This is a genomic window from Halomonas ventosae (assembly GCF_004363555.1).
Lineage (GTDB): Bacteria > Pseudomonadota > Gammaproteobacteria > Pseudomonadales > Halomonadaceae > Halomonas > Halomonas ventosae.
This window is the reverse complement of the sequence record NZ_SNZJ01000027.1, coordinates 49,153-64,848: the sequence shown is the minus strand read 5'-3', so window position 1 is coordinate 64,848 and position 15,696 is coordinate 49,153. Positions and strand designations below refer to the sequence as shown.

At 66.6% G+C, this 15,696-nt stretch carries 15 protein-coding genes and 1 pseudogene; 2 read left to right on the top strand and 14 right to left on the bottom strand.

Annotated features, from left to right (window positions below; all coding sequences use genetic code 11):
- The 12 genes and pseudogenes from DFP85_RS18025 to tmpA form a co-directional block, all read right to left on the bottom strand.
- A pseudogene (locus DFP85_RS18025) lies at positions 1-413 on the bottom strand (TauD/TfdA family dioxygenase); the annotation flags it as partial.
- Positions 414-514: 101 nt separating this feature from the next.
- A complete protein-coding gene (locus DFP85_RS18020; protein WP_133637796.1) occupies positions 515-1,480 on the bottom strand; it encodes a GlxA family transcriptional regulator in 966 nt (321 codons plus the stop codon).
- A 268-nt stretch (positions 1,481-1,748) separates the two neighbouring features.
- A complete protein-coding gene (locus tag DFP85_RS18015; RefSeq protein ID WP_133637795.1) occupies positions 1,749-3,194 on the bottom strand; it encodes an aldehyde dehydrogenase family protein in 1,446 nt (481 codons plus the stop codon).
- A 15-nt stretch (positions 3,195-3,209) separates the two neighbouring features.
- Entirely contained in the window at positions 3,210-3,935 is a 726-nt protein-coding gene (locus tag DFP85_RS18010; protein ID WP_133637794.1) for an ABC transporter permease, read from the bottom strand.
- Position 3,936: 1 nt separating this feature from the next.
- The gene (locus DFP85_RS18005) at positions 3,937-4,644 is read right to left on the bottom strand and encodes an ABC transporter permease (RefSeq protein WP_133637793.1); all 708 of its coding nucleotides are present in this window, start codon (positions 4,642-4,644) and stop codon (positions 3,937-3,939) included.
- Positions 4,645-4,726: 82 nt separating this feature from the next.
- Positions 4,727-5,500, bottom strand: a complete 774-nt coding sequence (locus tag DFP85_RS18000; protein ID WP_166644661.1) for a transporter substrate-binding domain-containing protein — start codon at positions 5,498-5,500, stop codon at positions 4,727-4,729.
- Positions 5,501-5,533: 33 nt separating this feature from the next.
- The gene (locus DFP85_RS17995) at positions 5,534-6,331 is read right to left on the bottom strand and encodes an ABC transporter ATP-binding protein (RefSeq protein WP_133637792.1); all 798 of its coding nucleotides are present in this window, start codon (positions 6,329-6,331) and stop codon (positions 5,534-5,536) included.
- Entirely contained in the window at positions 6,328-7,539 is a 1,212-nt protein-coding gene (locus DFP85_RS17990; RefSeq protein ID WP_133637791.1) for a pyridoxal phosphate-dependent aminotransferase, read from the bottom strand. The genes DFP85_RS17995 and DFP85_RS17990 overlap by 4 nt, the downstream gene beginning before the upstream one ends.
- Before the next feature lie 55 nt (positions 7,540-7,594).
- A complete protein-coding gene (locus tag DFP85_RS17985) occupies positions 7,595-8,536 on the bottom strand; it encodes a glycine betaine ABC transporter substrate-binding protein (RefSeq protein ID WP_133637790.1) in 942 nt (313 codons plus the stop codon).
- A 35-nt stretch (positions 8,537-8,571) separates the two neighbouring features.
- Positions 8,572-10,170, bottom strand: coding sequence for a 5-guanidino-2-oxopentanoate decarboxylase (locus DFP85_RS17980; RefSeq protein ID WP_133637789.1), 1,599 nt, complete (start codon positions 10,168-10,170; stop codon positions 8,572-8,574).
- Positions 10,167-10,754, bottom strand: coding sequence for an HD domain-containing protein (locus DFP85_RS17975; protein ID WP_133637788.1), 588 nt, complete (start codon positions 10,752-10,754; stop codon positions 10,167-10,169). Before DFP85_RS17975 ends, DFP85_RS17980 begins: the two co-directional genes overlap by 4 nt.
- The gene (gene tmpA, locus DFP85_RS17970) at positions 10,751-11,869 is read right to left on the bottom strand and encodes a 2-trimethylaminoethylphosphonate dioxygenase (protein ID WP_133637787.1); all 1,119 of its coding nucleotides are present in this window, start codon (positions 11,867-11,869) and stop codon (positions 10,751-10,753) included. Before tmpA ends, DFP85_RS17975 begins: the two co-directional genes overlap by 4 nt.
- A gap of 102 nt (positions 11,870-11,971) precedes the next feature.
- Here tmpA and DFP85_RS17965 point away from each other — a divergent pair, with 102 nt between their 5' ends.
- Entirely contained in the window at positions 11,972-13,015 is a 1,044-nt protein-coding gene (locus tag DFP85_RS17965; protein WP_133637799.1) for a GlxA family transcriptional regulator, read from the top strand.
- Positions 13,016-13,211: 196 nt separating this feature from the next.
- On the opposite strand, the gene DFP85_RS17960 is transcribed toward DFP85_RS17965, so the two are convergent.
- Together DFP85_RS17960 and DFP85_RS19310 are read right to left on the bottom strand one after the other, a co-directional pair.
- Positions 13,212-13,703: a hypothetical protein gene (locus tag DFP85_RS17960; RefSeq protein WP_208108546.1), complete on the bottom strand. Its 492-nt coding sequence runs from the start codon at positions 13,701-13,703 to the stop codon at positions 13,212-13,214.
- Between the two features lie 162 nt (positions 13,704-13,865).
- Positions 13,866-14,138 carry a DUF4113 domain-containing protein gene (locus tag DFP85_RS19310; protein WP_424955101.1) on the bottom strand — a complete coding sequence of 91 codons (273 nt, stop codon included), beginning with the start codon at positions 14,136-14,138 and terminating at the stop codon, positions 13,866-13,868.
- Positions 14,139-14,812: 674 nt separating this feature from the next.
- Between DFP85_RS19310 and DFP85_RS17950 the strand changes: the two genes are divergently transcribed.
- A complete protein-coding gene (locus DFP85_RS17950) occupies positions 14,813-15,682 on the top strand; it encodes a LysR family transcriptional regulator (RefSeq protein WP_133637786.1) in 870 nt (289 codons plus the stop codon).
- The last annotated feature ends 14 nt before the right edge of the window (positions 15,683-15,696 follow it).

The following is a 15,696-nucleotide window of genomic DNA, read 5'->3' as shown; positions in this document are numbered from 1 at the left end:
TCGAGGGTGTCGGGTCCCGCCTCAGGGCCGCCCTCCCAGGTCGTCACCGGCACCAGCGGCGCCTCGGGGTCCTCGGCGTTGTCGTAGTCGTGGGCACGCAGCCAGCCGGGGTGAAAGCGCAGTCGACGATCCTCGGGGGCGAAGTCCACGCACAGTGCGCCGGCGGCGTCGATCCCCGCGCCGGCGATCTCCGGCCAGGCGGGCAGGGTGGAGAGATCCAGGATGCGCTCGCGGGTCGCCGGGTTGATGGTGGAGTCATCGGCGGCGTTCTCGCGCAGCCAGACGCCGTGATAGCGGCTCTCGCGGCCGTCGCGCCAGCGCACCGTCACCAGGCGCGGCGTGAAGGAGACACTCTCGAGGTCGGCCTCGATGGGCCAGACATTATAGTCGGGGGTTAACGGCAGTGAGGTCATGGCAGGGGGGCTCCCGATGGCGTTGTGGTAATCCCTAGGGTGCCCGTCAACGTGAGCCCTCATGCGACGCGATTCGACAGGAACTGTGCCCAATTCGACAGTCAGTCCGGCCGGTGACGCCGCCGAAGCTGGCTGGGCGTCACGCCATGGTGGCGGTGGAAGGCGCGGGTGAAGCTGGAGGCCGAGGCGAAGCCGCAGGCCAGGGCGATCTGGATGACCGGGTGTCGCGTCTCCAGCAGCAGCCGGTGGGCATGCGCCAGACGGAGTTCCCCGTAGTATCGCTGAGGCGTGCAGGCCAGGGAGCGCTCGAAGAGACGCTCCAGGCCTCGCCAGCCGAGCCCCAGCTCGTCGGCTATCGACTGGATGCTCAGTGGTGCTTCCAGGTGGGCGTCCATCAGGGCGATGGCACGATTGAGCAGGGGGTCGACGTCCTGCCCCGGACTGCCACGCTGGCGGCTGGCCGGTTGGCGCCCCTGATCGTGGATCAGCTGCTCCCGGACCCGGTCGGCCAGGGCCTTGCCATGACGGCGCCGGATCAGGTCGAGGCTCATGTCGATGGCGGCGCTGCCGCCGGCACAGGAGAATCCCTCCGGGGTGACCTCGAAGAGTGACTCTACGGCGTCGACTCGGGGAAACCGAGCGCGGAAGTCGGGCAGCGACTCCCAGTGCAGGGTCACTGTCTGGTCATCGAGCAGCCCGGCGGCGGCCAGCGCATAGCAGCCGGTATCCATGCCGCCCAGCACGCAGCCGGCTGCGGCTCGCTCGCGCAGCCAGGCGGTCAGCTCGTCATCGATGCCGTGCTCGGGCTCGAAGCTGGCACATACCGCCAGGCTCGGCGTGATCGGCGCCTCGGCCAACGCGCAGGTGGTCGCCAGGGGCATGCCGTTGGAGGCCACCACCGGCTTGCCGTCGCGGCTGATCAGCTCCCACTCGAACAGCGTCCGGCCGCCGATGCGGTTGGCGATGCGCAGCGGCTCGATGGCCGAGAAGAAGGCCACCATGGCGAAGCGCGGCAGCAGCAGGAAGCCGATGCGCTCGGGGGCGGTGTCGGGAGGCTGGAGTCTCATAGTTCGGGAAAGGATAGACCAGGCACCGGCCCGCGGCGGCGTCCCGCAGGGTCGCGCCGTTTGGCTCGCTGGGCGTTGCGTGTGGCTCGGCGGATCTCGCAACACAGTGCTAGCACCACCCCGGCGGTCATCACCGGGATGGAGCCGCTCAGCGCCAGGGCGGCGGCGAACCACGTGGTCTGCCGTGTGGTGAGGCCACTGGCCAACAGCAGCCCAATGGCGACCAGGCCGATCACCGTCAGACACCACCCGGAAGCAGTCCGGCAGCTCACGTCGCTGCCCGGCAGGTGATGCGCTTGGGCTCGAGGTAGGCGTCGAGTCCTGTCTGTCCGAGTTCGCGGCCGATGCCGCTGCGCTTCATGCCGCCCCAGCTTGAGTGGGGCGGGGCCACCTGATCGCAGTTGCACCAGACGTTGCCCACCTCCAGGCGCCGTGCGATGGCCTCGGCGCGGTCCGGGTCACCGGCCACCACGGTGGCTGCCAGGCCGAAATCGCTGTCGTTGGCCAGGGCGATGGCCTCCTCGTCGTCGGCGACCCGCCGGGCACAGAGAACTGGCCCGAAGATCTCCTCTCGCCATAACCGGCTGCTGGGCGGCACGTCACGGTAGAGGCGCGGCGTCACGAAGAACCCTTGCTCGGGCAGGGCAACGGCGGGCGTCTCGCTGTGCAGACCCTCCCGGTCGGCCAGGGCCAGATAGCGTTGCACCCGATCGCGCTGCATGGCGCTGACCAGCGGCCCCATATCTGTCCCCTCGGCCAGGGGGGCGCCCGGACGCAGTGCGGCCATTTCGGCGTCGATGGCCGCATACAGGTCGTCCGCCAGGCGCTCGTGCACCAGTAACCGGCTGGTGGCAGAACACATCTGGCCGGCGTTATAGCAGATGCCGGCCATCACCAGGTCGCAGGTGAGCTCCAGGTCGGCATCTTCGGTGACCAGGATCGGCGACTTGCCGCCCAACTCCAGGGAGACGGGCCGCACCCCGCTGGCGGCGGCCTGCATCACCTTTTCGCCCACCGGGTTGCTGCCGGTGAAGGAGAACTTGTCGATGCCAGGGTGGCGGCTCAAGGGCGCGCCGATCCCTTCGCCGTCGCCGTGCAGCAGATTGACCACCCCCGGGGGCAGCCCCGCCTCAATCACGACCTCCGCCAGCACCCGCTCTGGCAGGGGCGTGACCTCGGAGGGCTTGAACACCACCGTGCAGCCGGCAGCGAGCGCGGGAGCCAGCTTCCAGGCGCTGCTGACCAGGGGGAAGTTCCAGGGAGTGATCAGCCCCACCACGCCGACGGGATCCCAGTAACGGCGTGCCGAAAACCCCTCGATGCCGCTCGCATCGGCCTGGCCCTGGCGCTTGCCCAGAGCCCGGGCCTGGGTGGCGTAGTAGCGATAGCAGGCGATGGCGTCGTCCAGGTCCTGGTGGGCCTCGGCCAGGGGCTTGCCGCTGTTGCGACTCGACAGTTCGGCCAGGCCCTCGCGGCGCGCCTCGAGCCCCGCGGCGATGGCCTCCAGGTGCTCGCCGCGGCGGGCTTCCGGAGTGTCGCGCCAGTCGGGCAAGGCGCGGCGTGCGGCGGCCACCGCCGCATCGACATCCAAGGGGTCGCCGCGGGTCACCTCTCCGATCACCGCCTCATGAAACGGGTCCAGCAGCGGGAGGCGAGCCTCGGCGTGGCTGTCTACCCAGGCATTGTCGATAAACTGCTCGTTCAATACGTGCATAAGGCCTCGTCTTGCTCAGCGAATGGGCAACCAGCGGCGCCGGGTCGGGCGCATGCCGGGGAAATTGAGTTCCACCAGGCGCAGCAGCAGGGTCAGCACGATGGTGGTGGCCAGGTAGATGCCGGCGATCAGCAGCAGGGGCTCGTAGACCAGAAAGGTCTCGTCGCGAATGATATTGGCGGCTTGCAGCAGGTCCATCAGGGCGATGGTGGAGACCAGGGGTACCGACTTGAGCAGCAGGATCATCTCGCCGGTCAGCGTCGGCAGGCAAAGCTGGATGGCCCGTGGCAGCCACAGCCGATAGAGCACCTGGAAACCGGAGAGACCGAAGGCGCGTCCGGCCTCCAGCTCGCCGCGAGGCACGCTCTGCATGGCGCCACGGATCACCTCGCCGGAGTAGGCGCCGACACTGAGGATGAAGGTCAGGGCGCCGAAGAAGAAGGGATCGCTCAGTAACGGCCAGAGGACGCTGTCACGCATGCCCGGTACCCCTTCCAGCAGGCGTCCCACCCCGTAGTAGAAGAAGAACAGCTGCACGAGCAGCGGGGTGCCACGGATCATAGTCGTGAAGGCCCAGGCCAGCCAGACGAGAGGCTGCGGTCCGCGAAGTCGAGCCAGGGCCACCCCCACGGCGAGGATCAGACCGCCCACTGAAGAGACCAGCAGCAGCCACAGGGTATTGACGAAGCCCTCCCACAGGTAGCCCTGATAGAAGGGATCACTCAGCCAGGAAAAGTCCATCTCAGGCCTCCGTGGGTTGGCCACGGCGCACATAGCGCTCGAGGCGGGCAAACAGCGCCGTGGAGGTCAGGGTCATCAGCAGGTAGATGACGCCGGCGGCGGCATAAAAGAGGAAGTAGGCGCGGCTGCTGGCAGCGGCTTGCTGGATGGTGAAGAACAGCTCGTTGAAGCCGATCACGCTGATCAGGGCGGTGTCCTTGATCAGGATCAGCCACAGGTTGGACATGCCCGGCAGGGCGTTGGGCAACATGGCCGGCAGTATGAAGCGATGAAAGCGCGTCCAGCGCGAGAAGCCGAAGGCGTCCGCGGCCTCCAGCTGGCCCTGCGGGATGGCGAGGATGGCGCCGCGGAACACCTCGGTCATGTAGGCCCCCTGGACGAAGGCCAGCACGCCCACGGCAGTGGCGAAGCCGGTGATCTGCACGGCACCGGCGATTCCCAAGCGTGCCAGCAAGGCATCCAGTGCCTGGGGACCGGCATAGTAGAGCAGAATGATCAGCAGCAGCTCGGGTACCGCCCGGATCAGCGTCGAGTAGGCGGTGGCCACGCCACGTAAGGGCGCCCAGGGGCTGAGCTTTGCGCCGGCCCCCAGCAACCCCAGCACCAGGCCGATGGCGTAGGCCAGCACGGCGATCTGCACCGTGGTCAGGGCGCCGCTCAGGATGGGCCCGGCCCAGTCGCCGAGCCCCTCCGGTGTCATGGCAGTCATTGTCGAGTCTTTCCTTGGTCACAGGACGAAGCGCCCCCGACGCCGGCAGCGTCGGGGGATGCGATGACTGGCTGGTTAAGCCTCAGTCGTAGACGCAGACGTCGGTGCCCAGGTACTCCTCGGAAAGGCTGGCACAGGTGCCGTCTTCAATCACCGCGGCGACTGCCTCGTTGAGGTCGGCTTCCAGGGCGTCGTCTTCCTGGCGCAGACCGATGCCGATACCCTCGCCATAGGCCGCGTGTTGCGGGGCGGTGGCCTTGATCTCGAAACCTTCGGCCTCGTCGCGCTCGAGGAACTGCACCATGGCGATCTCGTCGGCCAGGATCACGTCGAGCCGCCCGGCCAGCAGGTCGTTGTTGACCTGCTCCGCCTGGTCGTAAAGGCGGATCTCCACGCCGCTGTCGCGCAGTTCGCGCCGTGCATAGGTGGCGTTGGTGGTGGCGCTCTGCACGCCCATCACCAGGCCGTCCAGGCCGTCGGGGATGTCGAGGTCGCGCTCGCTGGCCGCCACGTATGAGCCCGGGGTGAAGTAGTAGGGGCGGGTGAAGTCGATGACCCGCTGGCGCTTCTCGGTGATCGACATGGAATTCATGATCATGTCGATGCGGCCGGCCTTGAGCGAGGGGATGATGCCGCTCCAGCCAGTGGGCGCGATCTCGCACTCGCGCTCCATGGCCGCGCAGATCGCGTGAGCCAGTTCCACCTCGAAGCCGGTCCAGTCGCCGCTGGCGGCCTTGTAGGTGAAGGGCGGATAGGGTTCGCCGGAGATGCCCACCTGGAGGGGATCACCGGCCTGGGCAGCTTGGCCAAGGCCCAGGGCGGTTACCGCGGTGGCAATCATCATCGGAAATTTCATCGACTTCTCCTGTCGTTATGGTTGGTGGAGCGTTCAGGCTGCCGGCGCCATGAACTGGCGGCAGCGGGGGTCATCGAAGACGTCATCCGGGGTGCCCGAGGCGGCGATGCGGCCCTGGTCGAGATAGACCAGCTGGTCGGAGACCTCGCGGGCAAAGTGCATCTCGTGGGTGACCAGCAGCATGGTGCGGCCCTCGTCGGCGAGGCCGCGGATCACTCCGAGCACTTCGTTGACCCGTTCCGGGTCCAGTGCCGAGGTGGGTTCGTCGAAGAGCAGCAGGCGTGGCTCCATGGCCAGCGCACGGGCGATGGCCACGCGCTGCTGTTGGCCGCCGGAGAGGAAGGCAGGGTAGGCGTCGCGCCGGTCGGCCATGCCGACCCGCTCGAGGTAGTGCTCGCCCAGCGCGGTGGCCCGCTTGCGGGAGAGCCCCTTGACTCGCATGGGGGCCTCGATGACGTTGCCCAGCACGGTCAGGTGAGGCCAGAGATTGAACTGCTGGAAGACCATGGTGACCTTGGCGCGCAGTCGCTGTAGCTGCCGCCGGTCCAGACCGATGATGTCGCCCTGGGAATTGCGGGTGAAACGAATCGCCTCATCCGCAATCGCCAACTCGCCCTGGTCGGGTCTTTCCAGCAGGTTCATGCAGCGCAGCAGGGTGCTCTTGCCGGAGCCGCTGGCGCCGATGATGGACGTGACGGTGCCTTCGGGAACCTCGAGGGAGACGCCCTTGAGCACCTCCAGATCGCCAAAATGCTTGATCAGGTGGTCGGCCACTACCGCCGGGGCGGTGGCGGCCTGCGGAGAGGGGGAGAGCTCTAGCGATGATGTCATAGGCAAGAGGCCTCCGAGGCCTGGGTGGGTGACAGTTCGGCACGAGCACGTTCGGCGCAGGCCGCCAGGCGGTGGCTGGCCGCGGCCAGGCGCTCGGCCTCCACGGTAAGACTGAGACGGACGAAGCCCGCCGCCGAGGGCCCGAAGGCCTCGCCGGAGAGCACCGAGATACCTTCCTCATCGAGCAGGCGATCGGCGAAGGCCTGCGAGGAGAGGCCGGTCGCACGAATATCCACCATCAGGAACATTCCCGCCGGCGGGCGGATCGCCGTGACCGCGGGGCTCTCGGCGAGCGCCTCACAGACCGTGTCGCGGCGTGCGCGGTATACTTCACGCATCGCGCCGAGCTCGGCGGGAGGGGCCTCGAGAGCGGCGCAGGCGGCGTCCTGGATGAAGTCCGGGCAGCCATAGAGCATGCAGAGCGCCAGGTGGGTCAGATGGTGGATCAGCGGTTCGGGGCCCACAATCCAGCCCAGACGCCAGCCGGTCATGGCATGGGATTTGGAGAGGCTGCTGATCACCACAGTGCGCTCGGCCATGCCAGCCAGTGTGGCGGGGCAGAGATGCTGGCCCTCGAAGATCAGCTCTGCATAGACCTCGTCGGAGATCAGCCACAGGTCGTGACGACGGCACAGCTCGGCGATGGCCTCCCATTTCGCCGCGTCGATCAGCTGTCCTGTGGGATTGTGGGGGCTATTGAGCAGGATGGCGCGGGTCCGCGGGGTGATAGCCGCCTCCAGGGCTGCCGGCTCCAGGTGGAAGTCCGCCTCGCCACGCAGCGGCACCTGCACCAGTTCGGCGCCGGTGGCGCGTAGTACCGCTTCATAGGTGACATAGCCGGGCTCGGGCACCAGTACCTCGTCGCCGGGGTCGAGCAGGCACTGGGCTGCGGCATAGAGACCGCACTGGGCGCCGGCCATGACAATGACGTTATCAGGCCCCACCTCGAGGCCCTGGCGGCGATAGTCGGCGGCAATGGCCTGGCGCAGCGCCAGCTTGCCCTGCACGTCGGGGTAGTGGGTGGCGCCGCCGCGCAGGCTGTCGACGGCGCTCTCCACGATGGGCGCCGGGGTATTGAAGTCGGGGTCGCCCACCGAGAGCACCGTGATCTCCTCGCCGGCGGCTTGACGTTCCAGGGCGCGGTAGTGGATATCCCAGGCCGCAGCCCCCTCGCCGGCGATGCGGTCGGTCAGTCGTGAATAGCGCATAGCATTCCTCACTCTCGGAAGCGCTGAGGCCGGCTTCCCGCCGGCCCGGTAAGTATCACTTCAGGCTGGCGCGAACCGCCGCCAGGCCAGGCTCGCCGTCGTGGGTGTTGACGCCGTCGATGAAGCTGGCCACCCGATCGGGATGGGCCTGCAGCCACTCGCGGGCGACGCTCGCCAGTTCGCCCTCTTCAAGGCTGTACGCCTGGATGAACGCGCTCTGTTCGTCGGCGGTCAGTTCGAATTGGTCCAGCAGGCGGGCCATGTTGGGGTGGGACTCTTGGTAGTCACGGGCCACGATGGTGCGCACATCACTGCGACCATTGTCTTCGCCGAAGACCCCAGCCGGATCGTCGAGGATCTCCATGTCATGCACTGGTGCCATCCAGTGGGGCGTCCAGCCGTAGAAGAGGATCCAGCGCTCATCGCGCCTGGCGGCATCCACCTCGGCCAGCATCCCCGGCGTCGAGGACTCCCGCAGGGTCCAGCCGCTGAGCCCGTAGGTATCGGCCTCGACGGCGCCGTGGAGGTGGTCGCTTACCGTGGAGCCACTTTCGATGGAATAGATCTCGGCACCGAAGCGCTCGCGAATGTCCGGGTCCGCCAGCTGTTTGGCGTGGGTGACGCCGGCATCATGGACGTAGCCTGGTACCGCGAAGCCCATCCGGGCGCCGGTCACGTTGTTGCCCAGGTCGACGATGTTGCCCTGCTCCATGGCGGCGTCGTAGCTTTTCTGCTGGGAAGGCAGCCAACCGGCCAGAAAGGCGTCGCTTTCGCCGCTCTGCAGGGTCTGGTAGCCCACCGTCGAGCTGATCTCCAGGGCCTCGACCCGGTAGCCGAGTGGTTCGGCCAGCTGGGCGAAAATCTCCGACTTCACCGTCACCCCTGGCCAGGGAGGCACTACCAGGCGCAGCTCGATGCTGGCGTCCTGTGCCGCCTGTGCAGTGAGCGGCAGTAGGCTGGTGAGCGCCAGGGCGGTCAGGAGAGCGGATCTACGCATGTCAGGAAACCTCGTGTGTGAATTGTCGGTCGCGATCATCGAGTGGCTGCCATCCAGGCCTCGGCATCGACCTCGATGAGCAGCGGTGAGTGCGCCGCGCCCAGCTGCCCGAGGGCGTCGCCGAGGGTCGTCGGATCGCCCGCCTTCAGATAGCGGCAGGCATAGGCGTCGGCCAGTCCGGCGAAATCCGGTGCCGTCAGGTCGACGCCAAGTTGGGGCACTTCGTTCATGGCCATGTAGCGGCGAATTTCGTCGTAGCCCTGGTTGTTCCAGATCACCACTGCCACGGGCTGGTCGAGGTCGCGGGCGGTGGCCAGCTCGCCGATCACGAACTGCAGGCCACCGTCGCCGACCAAGGCCACGACGGGCCGCTGCGGACAGGCGAGGGCGGCGCCCAGGGAGGCGGGCAGGCCATAGCCGAGGGTGCCGTAGCCCGTGGCGGCATTGAACCAGCGACGTGGCGCGGGCAAGGAGGCGAGAAAGTTGCCGGCGTAAACCGGCCCGGTGGAATCACCTACCAGGATCGCCTCGGGAAGCGTTGCCTGCAGGGTGGCGTAGAGTGGCACATAGGGTGTCAGCTCGGGGTCTTTGGCCAAGGCCAGCTCACGGCGAACCGCCGCGGCACGACCATCGTCGGCGCGAGCCTCGGGCAGCGCCCGTAACAGGGCGGTCAGGGTCTCGCCGGCGTCGGCCACCAGGGCCAGATCGGCGGCGTGGTTGCGGCCCAGCTGCTGGGGGTCGATGTCCACCCGGATCAGCCGCCCGGTGAGGCGGAAGCCCTCATCGAACACCAGGTCATAGTCGGTCTCGCCAAGCTCGGTGCCCAGCGCCAGGATGACGTCGGCCTCGGCCGCCAGCCGACGCGCGGCGGGCAGGCTGGCGGTGGCCCCCAGATCCTGGGGGTGATCCTGGCCCAGCACGCCCTTGGCATTGATGGTGGTAAGAGTCGGGGCCTGCAGGCGCTCCACCAGTGCGCGGGCGGCGTCAGGAGCGGCGACGCAGCCCCCGCCCAGCAGCAGCAGGGGGCGCTCGGCGCTGGTCATCCATTCGGCGATTCGAGTAATGGCGGCCGGGGCGGGCGCCGGGGGAAATACCTCGATCGGGCGCGGCGCAGACTCGGGGACCGGAGCATCGAACAGGTCGATGGGAATCTCGATGTGCACCGGTCCCGGACGCGCGCCGCGGAAGATCGCGAAGGCGCGGGCCAGGATCTCCGGTAGTGCCGCCGGATCATGCAGGGTGTGGCTGAAGACACTGACGCCGGCCAGAGTCTGTTGCTGACTGGGCAGCTCATGCAGGCGCCCCTGACCGCGCCCCAGGGTGTCACGGCGGTTGACGCTGGAGATCACCAGCATCGGCACCGAATCGGCCAGGGCCTGGCCCATGGCGGTGGCGATATTGGTCATGCCGGGGCCGGTGATGATGAAGCAGGCCGCCGGACGGCCGCTGGCCCGGGCGTAGCCATCGGCCATGAAGCCGGCACCCTGTTCGTGGCGCGGGGTGACATGGCGGATCGCGCTGTCGCCCAGGGCGCGGTAGAGCTCGATGGTATGCACCCCGGGGATGCCGAAGGCGGTATCCACGCCATAGGCTTCCAGCAGGTGCAGCAGCTGTTGGGCGCAGGTCCGGCTCATCGCAGTGCCTCCTCGGAGAGCGGCTCGGGTAGACCGCCGCGGGGTGTACGTCCCAGCACCTTCTCCACCATGGGCACGAAGTGTTCGAGGGGGAGGGTGTCGTAGTCGGGGTCGAAGCTGGCCTGGTCCCAGTGGTCGCAGAAGCGCACGGTGCGTTCATAGGCCGGATGGTCGCGGTACTGCTCGCGGGCGTGAGGATCCTGGCCGAAAAAGTGGCGGTAGTGATAGCCCTGGAAGAGCTCGTGGTGGCGAATCATCCAGGCGTTTAGCGGGTCGACGAAGGGCTCGAGGATGGCCGCGGCAATCTCGGCATGGTTGGCCGGCGCCAGGTCGTCGCCGATGTCGTGGAGCAGCGCGCAGACGATCATCTCCTCGTCGGCGCCGTCGCGCAGCGCCCGGGTTGCCGTCTGCAGGCTGTGCTCGTAGCGATCCACCGGGTAGCCGTGATGGTCGCCGGCCAGGCGGTGCAAATGGTCGAGCACCCGGCGCGGCGCATCGGCGACATAGTCGCGGAAACGGTCATCGATCAGTGCCCAGTCGTCGCGCTGGGCCTCGCCAAAGTGGCGGAAACGGGCCTGATTCATGCGGGGACTCCTTGGGCTTGAGAAGTGGCCAGTCGTTGGCGCAGCACGCGGCGGCGGCTGGTCGTGCTGTCGCGGTCGACGTAGCCCTGGCGCAGGTGACGAACGCCATCGGCGAGCTGGAAGGCGCTGCGGCCGTGCAGCAGGCGATAGTTATCCATGATCAACATCTGGCCCGGATCGAGCTTGAGCTGCAGCGTCAGTTCCTGGCCTGTGATCAGCTGATAGAAGGCCCGGCGAGCGGCGTAGAACGTCTCTAGCTCTTCTGCGGGCAGGGCCGGAACTCTCTCGGTGCGGTTGGAATAGCGCACGCGAACCGGGTCGCCGTGGCTGTCCAGCTCGATCAGTGGCCCCTCGCTCTCCAGGTGGGTGTCAGCGTCGCGATAGCGGAAGCCGGGGGTGACCCGGGTAAGGCAAGCGTACGCAGCGGGATCTCGCTCGCGCAGCAACCGGGCCGCCATGAAGCCATCGGCCAAGGTGCTGTCACCGCCCTCGGCGGCGTTGGTGAGGCAGTGCAGCCAGATGTAGCCGGGAATGGGGTCGCGGTAGGGGTTGTCCGTGTGCGGCTCCAGGCCCCGCTGGGTCATTGTCAGGTCGTAGGCGTCGGCCACCGACTTTACGTCGGCGATGCCCCCCCAGTTGGTGCGCCGTAGCGGACCGATACGGTCGATCAACGGCTGCATGCCGTCGGTCTCGATGGGAACCCCGGAGACGATCACGAAGCCATCGCGATGCAGCGCCTCGAGCATATCCGACAGCGCCTGGTCGTCCGCCAGGGCAGCGCTGAAGTCGGCCTCGGGGCGTGGTGCGCCGGCTGCATCCCAGAGTTTCCGGGGAGGATCGCTGGCCTGATCGTCGAACAGCGCCGCGAGGTCGAAAGCGGTGCAATGACCGTCGCTGAAGCACAGGCGAAGCCGGCCTTCCGCCACCTCGGCGGACTCGATGCTCAGGTCCAGCGGCAGCTCGGCGGCCTCGATCAGGCGCTGGCCGGTGCGTGGGTCCAGGGTCTCGGCATCCGGGCTACGTTCGCGCAGCCATAGGGCAGCGAATTCACCACGCTGGCCGTGGTGTTCGATGGCCAGGCGTCGGCGATTGGCCAGGGGAGTGACGTGTGTCATGGCGGCGTCTCCACGGACTGTGCTACGGGGTCGCGTTCCACGATAACCGCCGCTGCCGGGTATCACTTGATTAAATTGGCCACAGACTTGATCCTGTTCGCCATGACAGACTTTCCAGAAACGGCGTGGCCCTATCCACGCCCCGATTCCCCGCCGCTGCTGACGCCGGAGCAGGCCGAACATAGCCTCAACGTTTGGCTGGTTCCGCGTTTCTCCATGCTGACCCTGTTCTGCCTGCTTGAGCCGCTGCGTGTGGCCAATCGCTTCGGCCGTGACCTCTTTGCCTGGCGGCTACTCTCGGCGGACGGTGAAGCGGTGGTGGCCAGCAATGGCGTTCGCATCGACGTGGACGGCGCGCTGGAGTCGCTGGAGGACATCACGCGCCTGATGGTCGTTTCCTCCTACGAGGCGGAGGCGACGGTACGCTTCCAGGATCGCGCCGTGTTGCGGCGCATCGCTGCCCATGGCGGCTGGCTGGGTGGGCTGGACACCGCCCCCTTCATTCTGGCGAGGGCGGGAGTGCTGGAGGGGCACCGGGTGGCACTGCACTGGGAGAGCGTGCCCGCCTTTCGTCTCGAGTTCCCCGAGTTGGAGATCAGTCCAGCGCGCTTTGAATTCGATACCACGCGGCTGACGGGCTCGGGTGGGGCAGCGAGCATCGACATGATGCTGGAGTGGATAGAGCGAGCCTACGGGCCGGCCTTGGCCGACGCCGTGGGGCGGCAGCTCGTTCATGAAAGGGCGCGAGGCGATGGTGGAGGTAGTCAGCAACACCGGTATGGGGAGCTACCACGCAGCGTGGTGCGGACGCTGGCCGTGATGGAGGCCAACTTGGCCCAGGCGCTACCGATCCCCGAGGTGTGCCTGCTGGTGGGGCAGTCTCAGCGTCAGTTGACGCGACTGTTTCAGCGCTACTTCGGGGAGACCCCGCAGCAGTGCTATCTGGGGATGCGTCTTGACCGCGCACGCCAATTGTTGGCCGATAGCCGCTGCCTCGTGACCGAGGCAGCCCTGGCCACCGGTTTTACCCAACCGGCGCACTTCACACGTGCCTACCGGAGACGCTTTGATGAAACGCCAAGTGTCACTGCTGAGCGAGGTAGTGGTGCCATGCATCTTCAGGATGAAACCACGATGTATATTTGATCTGATAGCGTGGACGGCGGTCTCCAGTTTCAAGCGAACCGCTATTTGTAGGATCCCATATGTTGATCAGCCGGGACCCTACAGCTATGGAGCTGCCTAATGGAAGGGACGTATGGAATGCCGCCAAGCGAATATTCGGCGGTCTCGACGGTGGGCCTTGCCAATCCAGGTCGGCAAGGCCCTTGAGCGGGTGGGGTTACTCGGCGGGCTTGAGCGTTCCCAGCCCTGTCTCCTTGACGAAGTAGGTACCTTCCAACTCATCCAGCAAGGAGAGAGTGTTGCGAGCCATCATCAGGCCCATTTTCGGGTGTTGGCGAAGGAACACGGTATTGCCGGGCTCGACATTGATATCGATGGAAGCCCAGTTCTCTGCCTTGGAGTAGACGGTGTGCTGACCCGGCTCGACGGGGAAGTAGATATGCTGTTTACCCCGGTTATAACCGACCTCGGAGGTATCTGCCTTGTCATCCAGGAAGACATTGAAGCGAACCAGTGTGCCTACCATCTCAGGGCTTACCACGTAGACCATACCCTCATCGGCCGCGGGCTGCTGCGGGAGGGTGTAGCCCTTCAGATCAGCTTGCATGTTGGCCGAGGAGGACGCCTTGGCCGCACAGCCCGTCACCAATACCAGCATTGCCAGCAGCAGCTTGCCGTAACCAATCATCCGCGCGTTTCCTGCGTTCATGAACAACTCCTTAATGGTTTTTTCGGCTCTCATCATGAAAGCCCTTTGTCAGTCGGCAAGAGGCTGTTTCTTCCATCGCATCACGATGGAAGGTCATACCTATCACTCGATCTGCGGGAAGCTTCTTCGCTAATCAGAGTGTCTGATCGGCAAGCCCGCGCTTTATTTTAGATCTGTCTTATGTTGTGTCAGGTGGCAGCTTTCGGTAACTCGACCCAGTTCGTCGTCCAGCGGGGAGTGCGGTGAGCCCAGCGCAGGTGCCAAGTGGCGTTCTTGCTGGGCGTACCCCAGCTTCACGGTTCCACGCCCCATCTTCTCCTTGAGCTCGTCCAGGGTGGCCATCAGGCGTTCGCTACGTTCGCATTCGGCTTGGCGCTGTGGGGTATCCAGCAGCGAGCGCTGCTGCGGGTTGGCATTGACGAGGTCCAGCAGCATCACTCCGGCTTTCATGAATCGGTACCCGCGCCGGTAGATGGCGGCCAGGCCCTGTTGCGCACATCATTGAGCTCGATGCAGGGCGTGCCTTGGAGCTCGCGCAAAGTTCGCTCGAGGGTAACGGAGTAACGCCGGCGGATAGCCTTGGGGTCGGCCTGGCGGAGATCCCTGGCAGTCTCGATGCTCTGCAGGGTCGGCCGCTCGACCAGACGCCGGCCGACGCCCCATACATCGCCCAAGGCGGTTCGTTCGAGGAGCCCGCGCGTCTCGGTGCCCTTAGGATCTTGGAGCTTCACCCATTGCGTGCCGCTGCTAGGTTCGTGGGCCTGCTGCTTGCAGCGCGATTCGCCGCGAAGCGGCGGCGTGTCGGCGACAGCGTTGCGGGGTGGTACGGCTCCTGGACGATCGCTTGGCTTGCATCCCGCGGCACTCATTCACTGGCTTGCGGCCAAAGATGACTGGTATAACCAGGACGGCGGTTGTCCTTCTCGAGCGGGAAACATCGGCAGAGCATCACCTTCAAGCCCACTGAACCCAAGGATAAGGGGCGGGCATGACGCATGATTTGCGTAACCATTGGACCGAAGCCGCCGGCCACACCTGCTTTGAGTAGCAAGTCGCCCCTCCCTTCCTCGCAGGATGCACGGAGTCATACCTTGGACAGATTGGCGGTCATGAGGGCCTTCTGCCGCATCGTGGAACGTGGCAGCTTCTCCAGGGCGGCGGAGGATCTCGGCGTATCGCCGGGACTGTTGAGTCGCGACACCAAGCGCCTGGAGCAGCACCTGGGTTGCACCTTGCTCACCCGTACCACCCGCCGGATGGCACTGACCGAGCAGGGCCGCCTCTACTACGAGGAAAGTCGCCGTCTGCTCGAGGAGGTCGAGCAGGTCGAGGAAAGGGTTCGCGAGCATACCGACCGCGTGCGGGGGCGGCTGCGTATCAATGCGCCCCAGTCCTTCGGCCTGATGGTGCTCTCGCCGCTTTTGCCCGGTTTCATGGAGCGCTACCCCGAGGTTGAGGTGTCGCTGGCCCTCGAGGACCGTGTGATCGACATGGTCGAGGGGGGCTTCGATCTGTCGATCCGGGTGCGCGCCACCCTGCCGGACTCTAGCCTGATCGCCCGCCGCATCGCGCCGGTGCATCAGCGGCTGTTCGCCAGCCCGGCTTACCTGGCAGCCCACGGCACTCCGCAGATGCCGGAGGAACTCGCCACCCACGAAGCGGTGAGCTACCTGCTGGCCGATGATGTAAGCCACTGGTCGCTGCATGGGCCTGACGGCGCGGTTTCGGTGGCTTGCCCCGCGCGCCTGGAGGTCGGCAGCAGCCTGATGCTGCGGGATATGCTGATCGCCGGTCGGGGCATCGGTGCCCTGCCGGACTTCATCTCCGATCGGGCCGAGGGGGCCGGCCAGCTGGTGCGGGTGCTCCCGGCGTTCGAGCTGCCGACCCGGCAGGTCTATGCCGTCACCGCCTCGCGGCTGGGCACCGATGCCAAGACCCTGGCTTTCCTTGACCATCTCAAGGAACGGCTGGGGAGCTGACCCCCGACACCGAA

What these genes read in the sequence shown, in the direction of transcription:
- DFP85_RS18000 (WP_166644661.1), bottom strand. Translation starts at nt 5,500, where the DNA reads ATGAAATTTCCGATGATGATTGCCACCGCGGTAACCGCCCTGGGCCTT.
- DFP85_RS18015 (WP_133637795.1), bottom strand. Translation starts at nt 3,194, where the DNA reads ATGCACGTATTGAACGAGCAGTTTATCGACAATGCCTGGGTAGACAGC.
- DFP85_RS18005 (WP_133637793.1), bottom strand. Translation starts at nt 4,644, where the DNA reads ATGACTGCCATGACACCGGAGGGGCTCGGCGACTGGGCCGGGCCCATC.
- DFP85_RS18020 (WP_133637796.1), bottom strand. Translation starts at nt 1,480, where the DNA reads ATGAGACTCCAGCCTCCCGACACCGCCCCCGAGCGCATCGGCTTCCTG.
- DFP85_RS18010 (WP_133637794.1), bottom strand. Translation starts at nt 3,935, where the DNA reads ATGGACTTTTCCTGGCTGAGTGATCCCTTCTATCAGGGCTACCTGTGG.
- DFP85_RS17950 (WP_133637786.1), top strand. Translation starts at nt 14,813, where the DNA reads ATGAGGGCCTTCTGCCGCATCGTGGAACGTGGCAGCTTCTCCAGGGCG.
- DFP85_RS17985 (WP_133637790.1), bottom strand. Translation starts at nt 8,536, where the DNA reads ATGCGTAGATCCGCTCTCCTGACCGCCCTGGCGCTCACCAGCCTACTG.
- DFP85_RS17995 (WP_133637792.1), bottom strand. Translation starts at nt 6,331, where the DNA reads ATGACATCATCGCTAGAGCTCTCCCCCTCTCCGCAGGCCGCCACCGCC.
- tmpA (WP_133637787.1), bottom strand. Translation starts at nt 11,869, where the DNA reads ATGACACACGTCACTCCCCTGGCCAATCGCCGACGCCTGGCCATCGAA.
- DFP85_RS19310 (WP_424955101.1), bottom strand. Translation starts at nt 14,138, where the DNA reads ATGCTGCTGGACCTCGTCAATGCCAACCCGCAGCAGCGCTCGCTGCTG.
- DFP85_RS17965 (WP_133637799.1), top strand. Translation starts at nt 11,972, where the DNA reads ATGACAGACTTTCCAGAAACGGCGTGGCCCTATCCACGCCCCGATTCC.
- DFP85_RS17980 (WP_133637789.1), bottom strand. Translation starts at nt 10,170, where the DNA reads ATGAGCCGGACCTGCGCCCAACAGCTGCTGCACCTGCTGGAAGCCTAT.
- DFP85_RS17990 (WP_133637791.1), bottom strand. Translation starts at nt 7,539, where the DNA reads ATGCGCTATTCACGACTGACCGACCGCATCGCCGGCGAGGGGGCTGCG.
- DFP85_RS17975 (WP_133637788.1), bottom strand. Translation starts at nt 10,754, where the DNA reads ATGAATCAGGCCCGTTTCCGCCACTTTGGCGAGGCCCAGCGCGACGAC.
- DFP85_RS17960 (WP_208108546.1), bottom strand. Translation starts at nt 13,703, where the DNA reads ATGAACGCAGGAAACGCGCGGATGATTGGTTACGGCAAGCTGCTGCTG.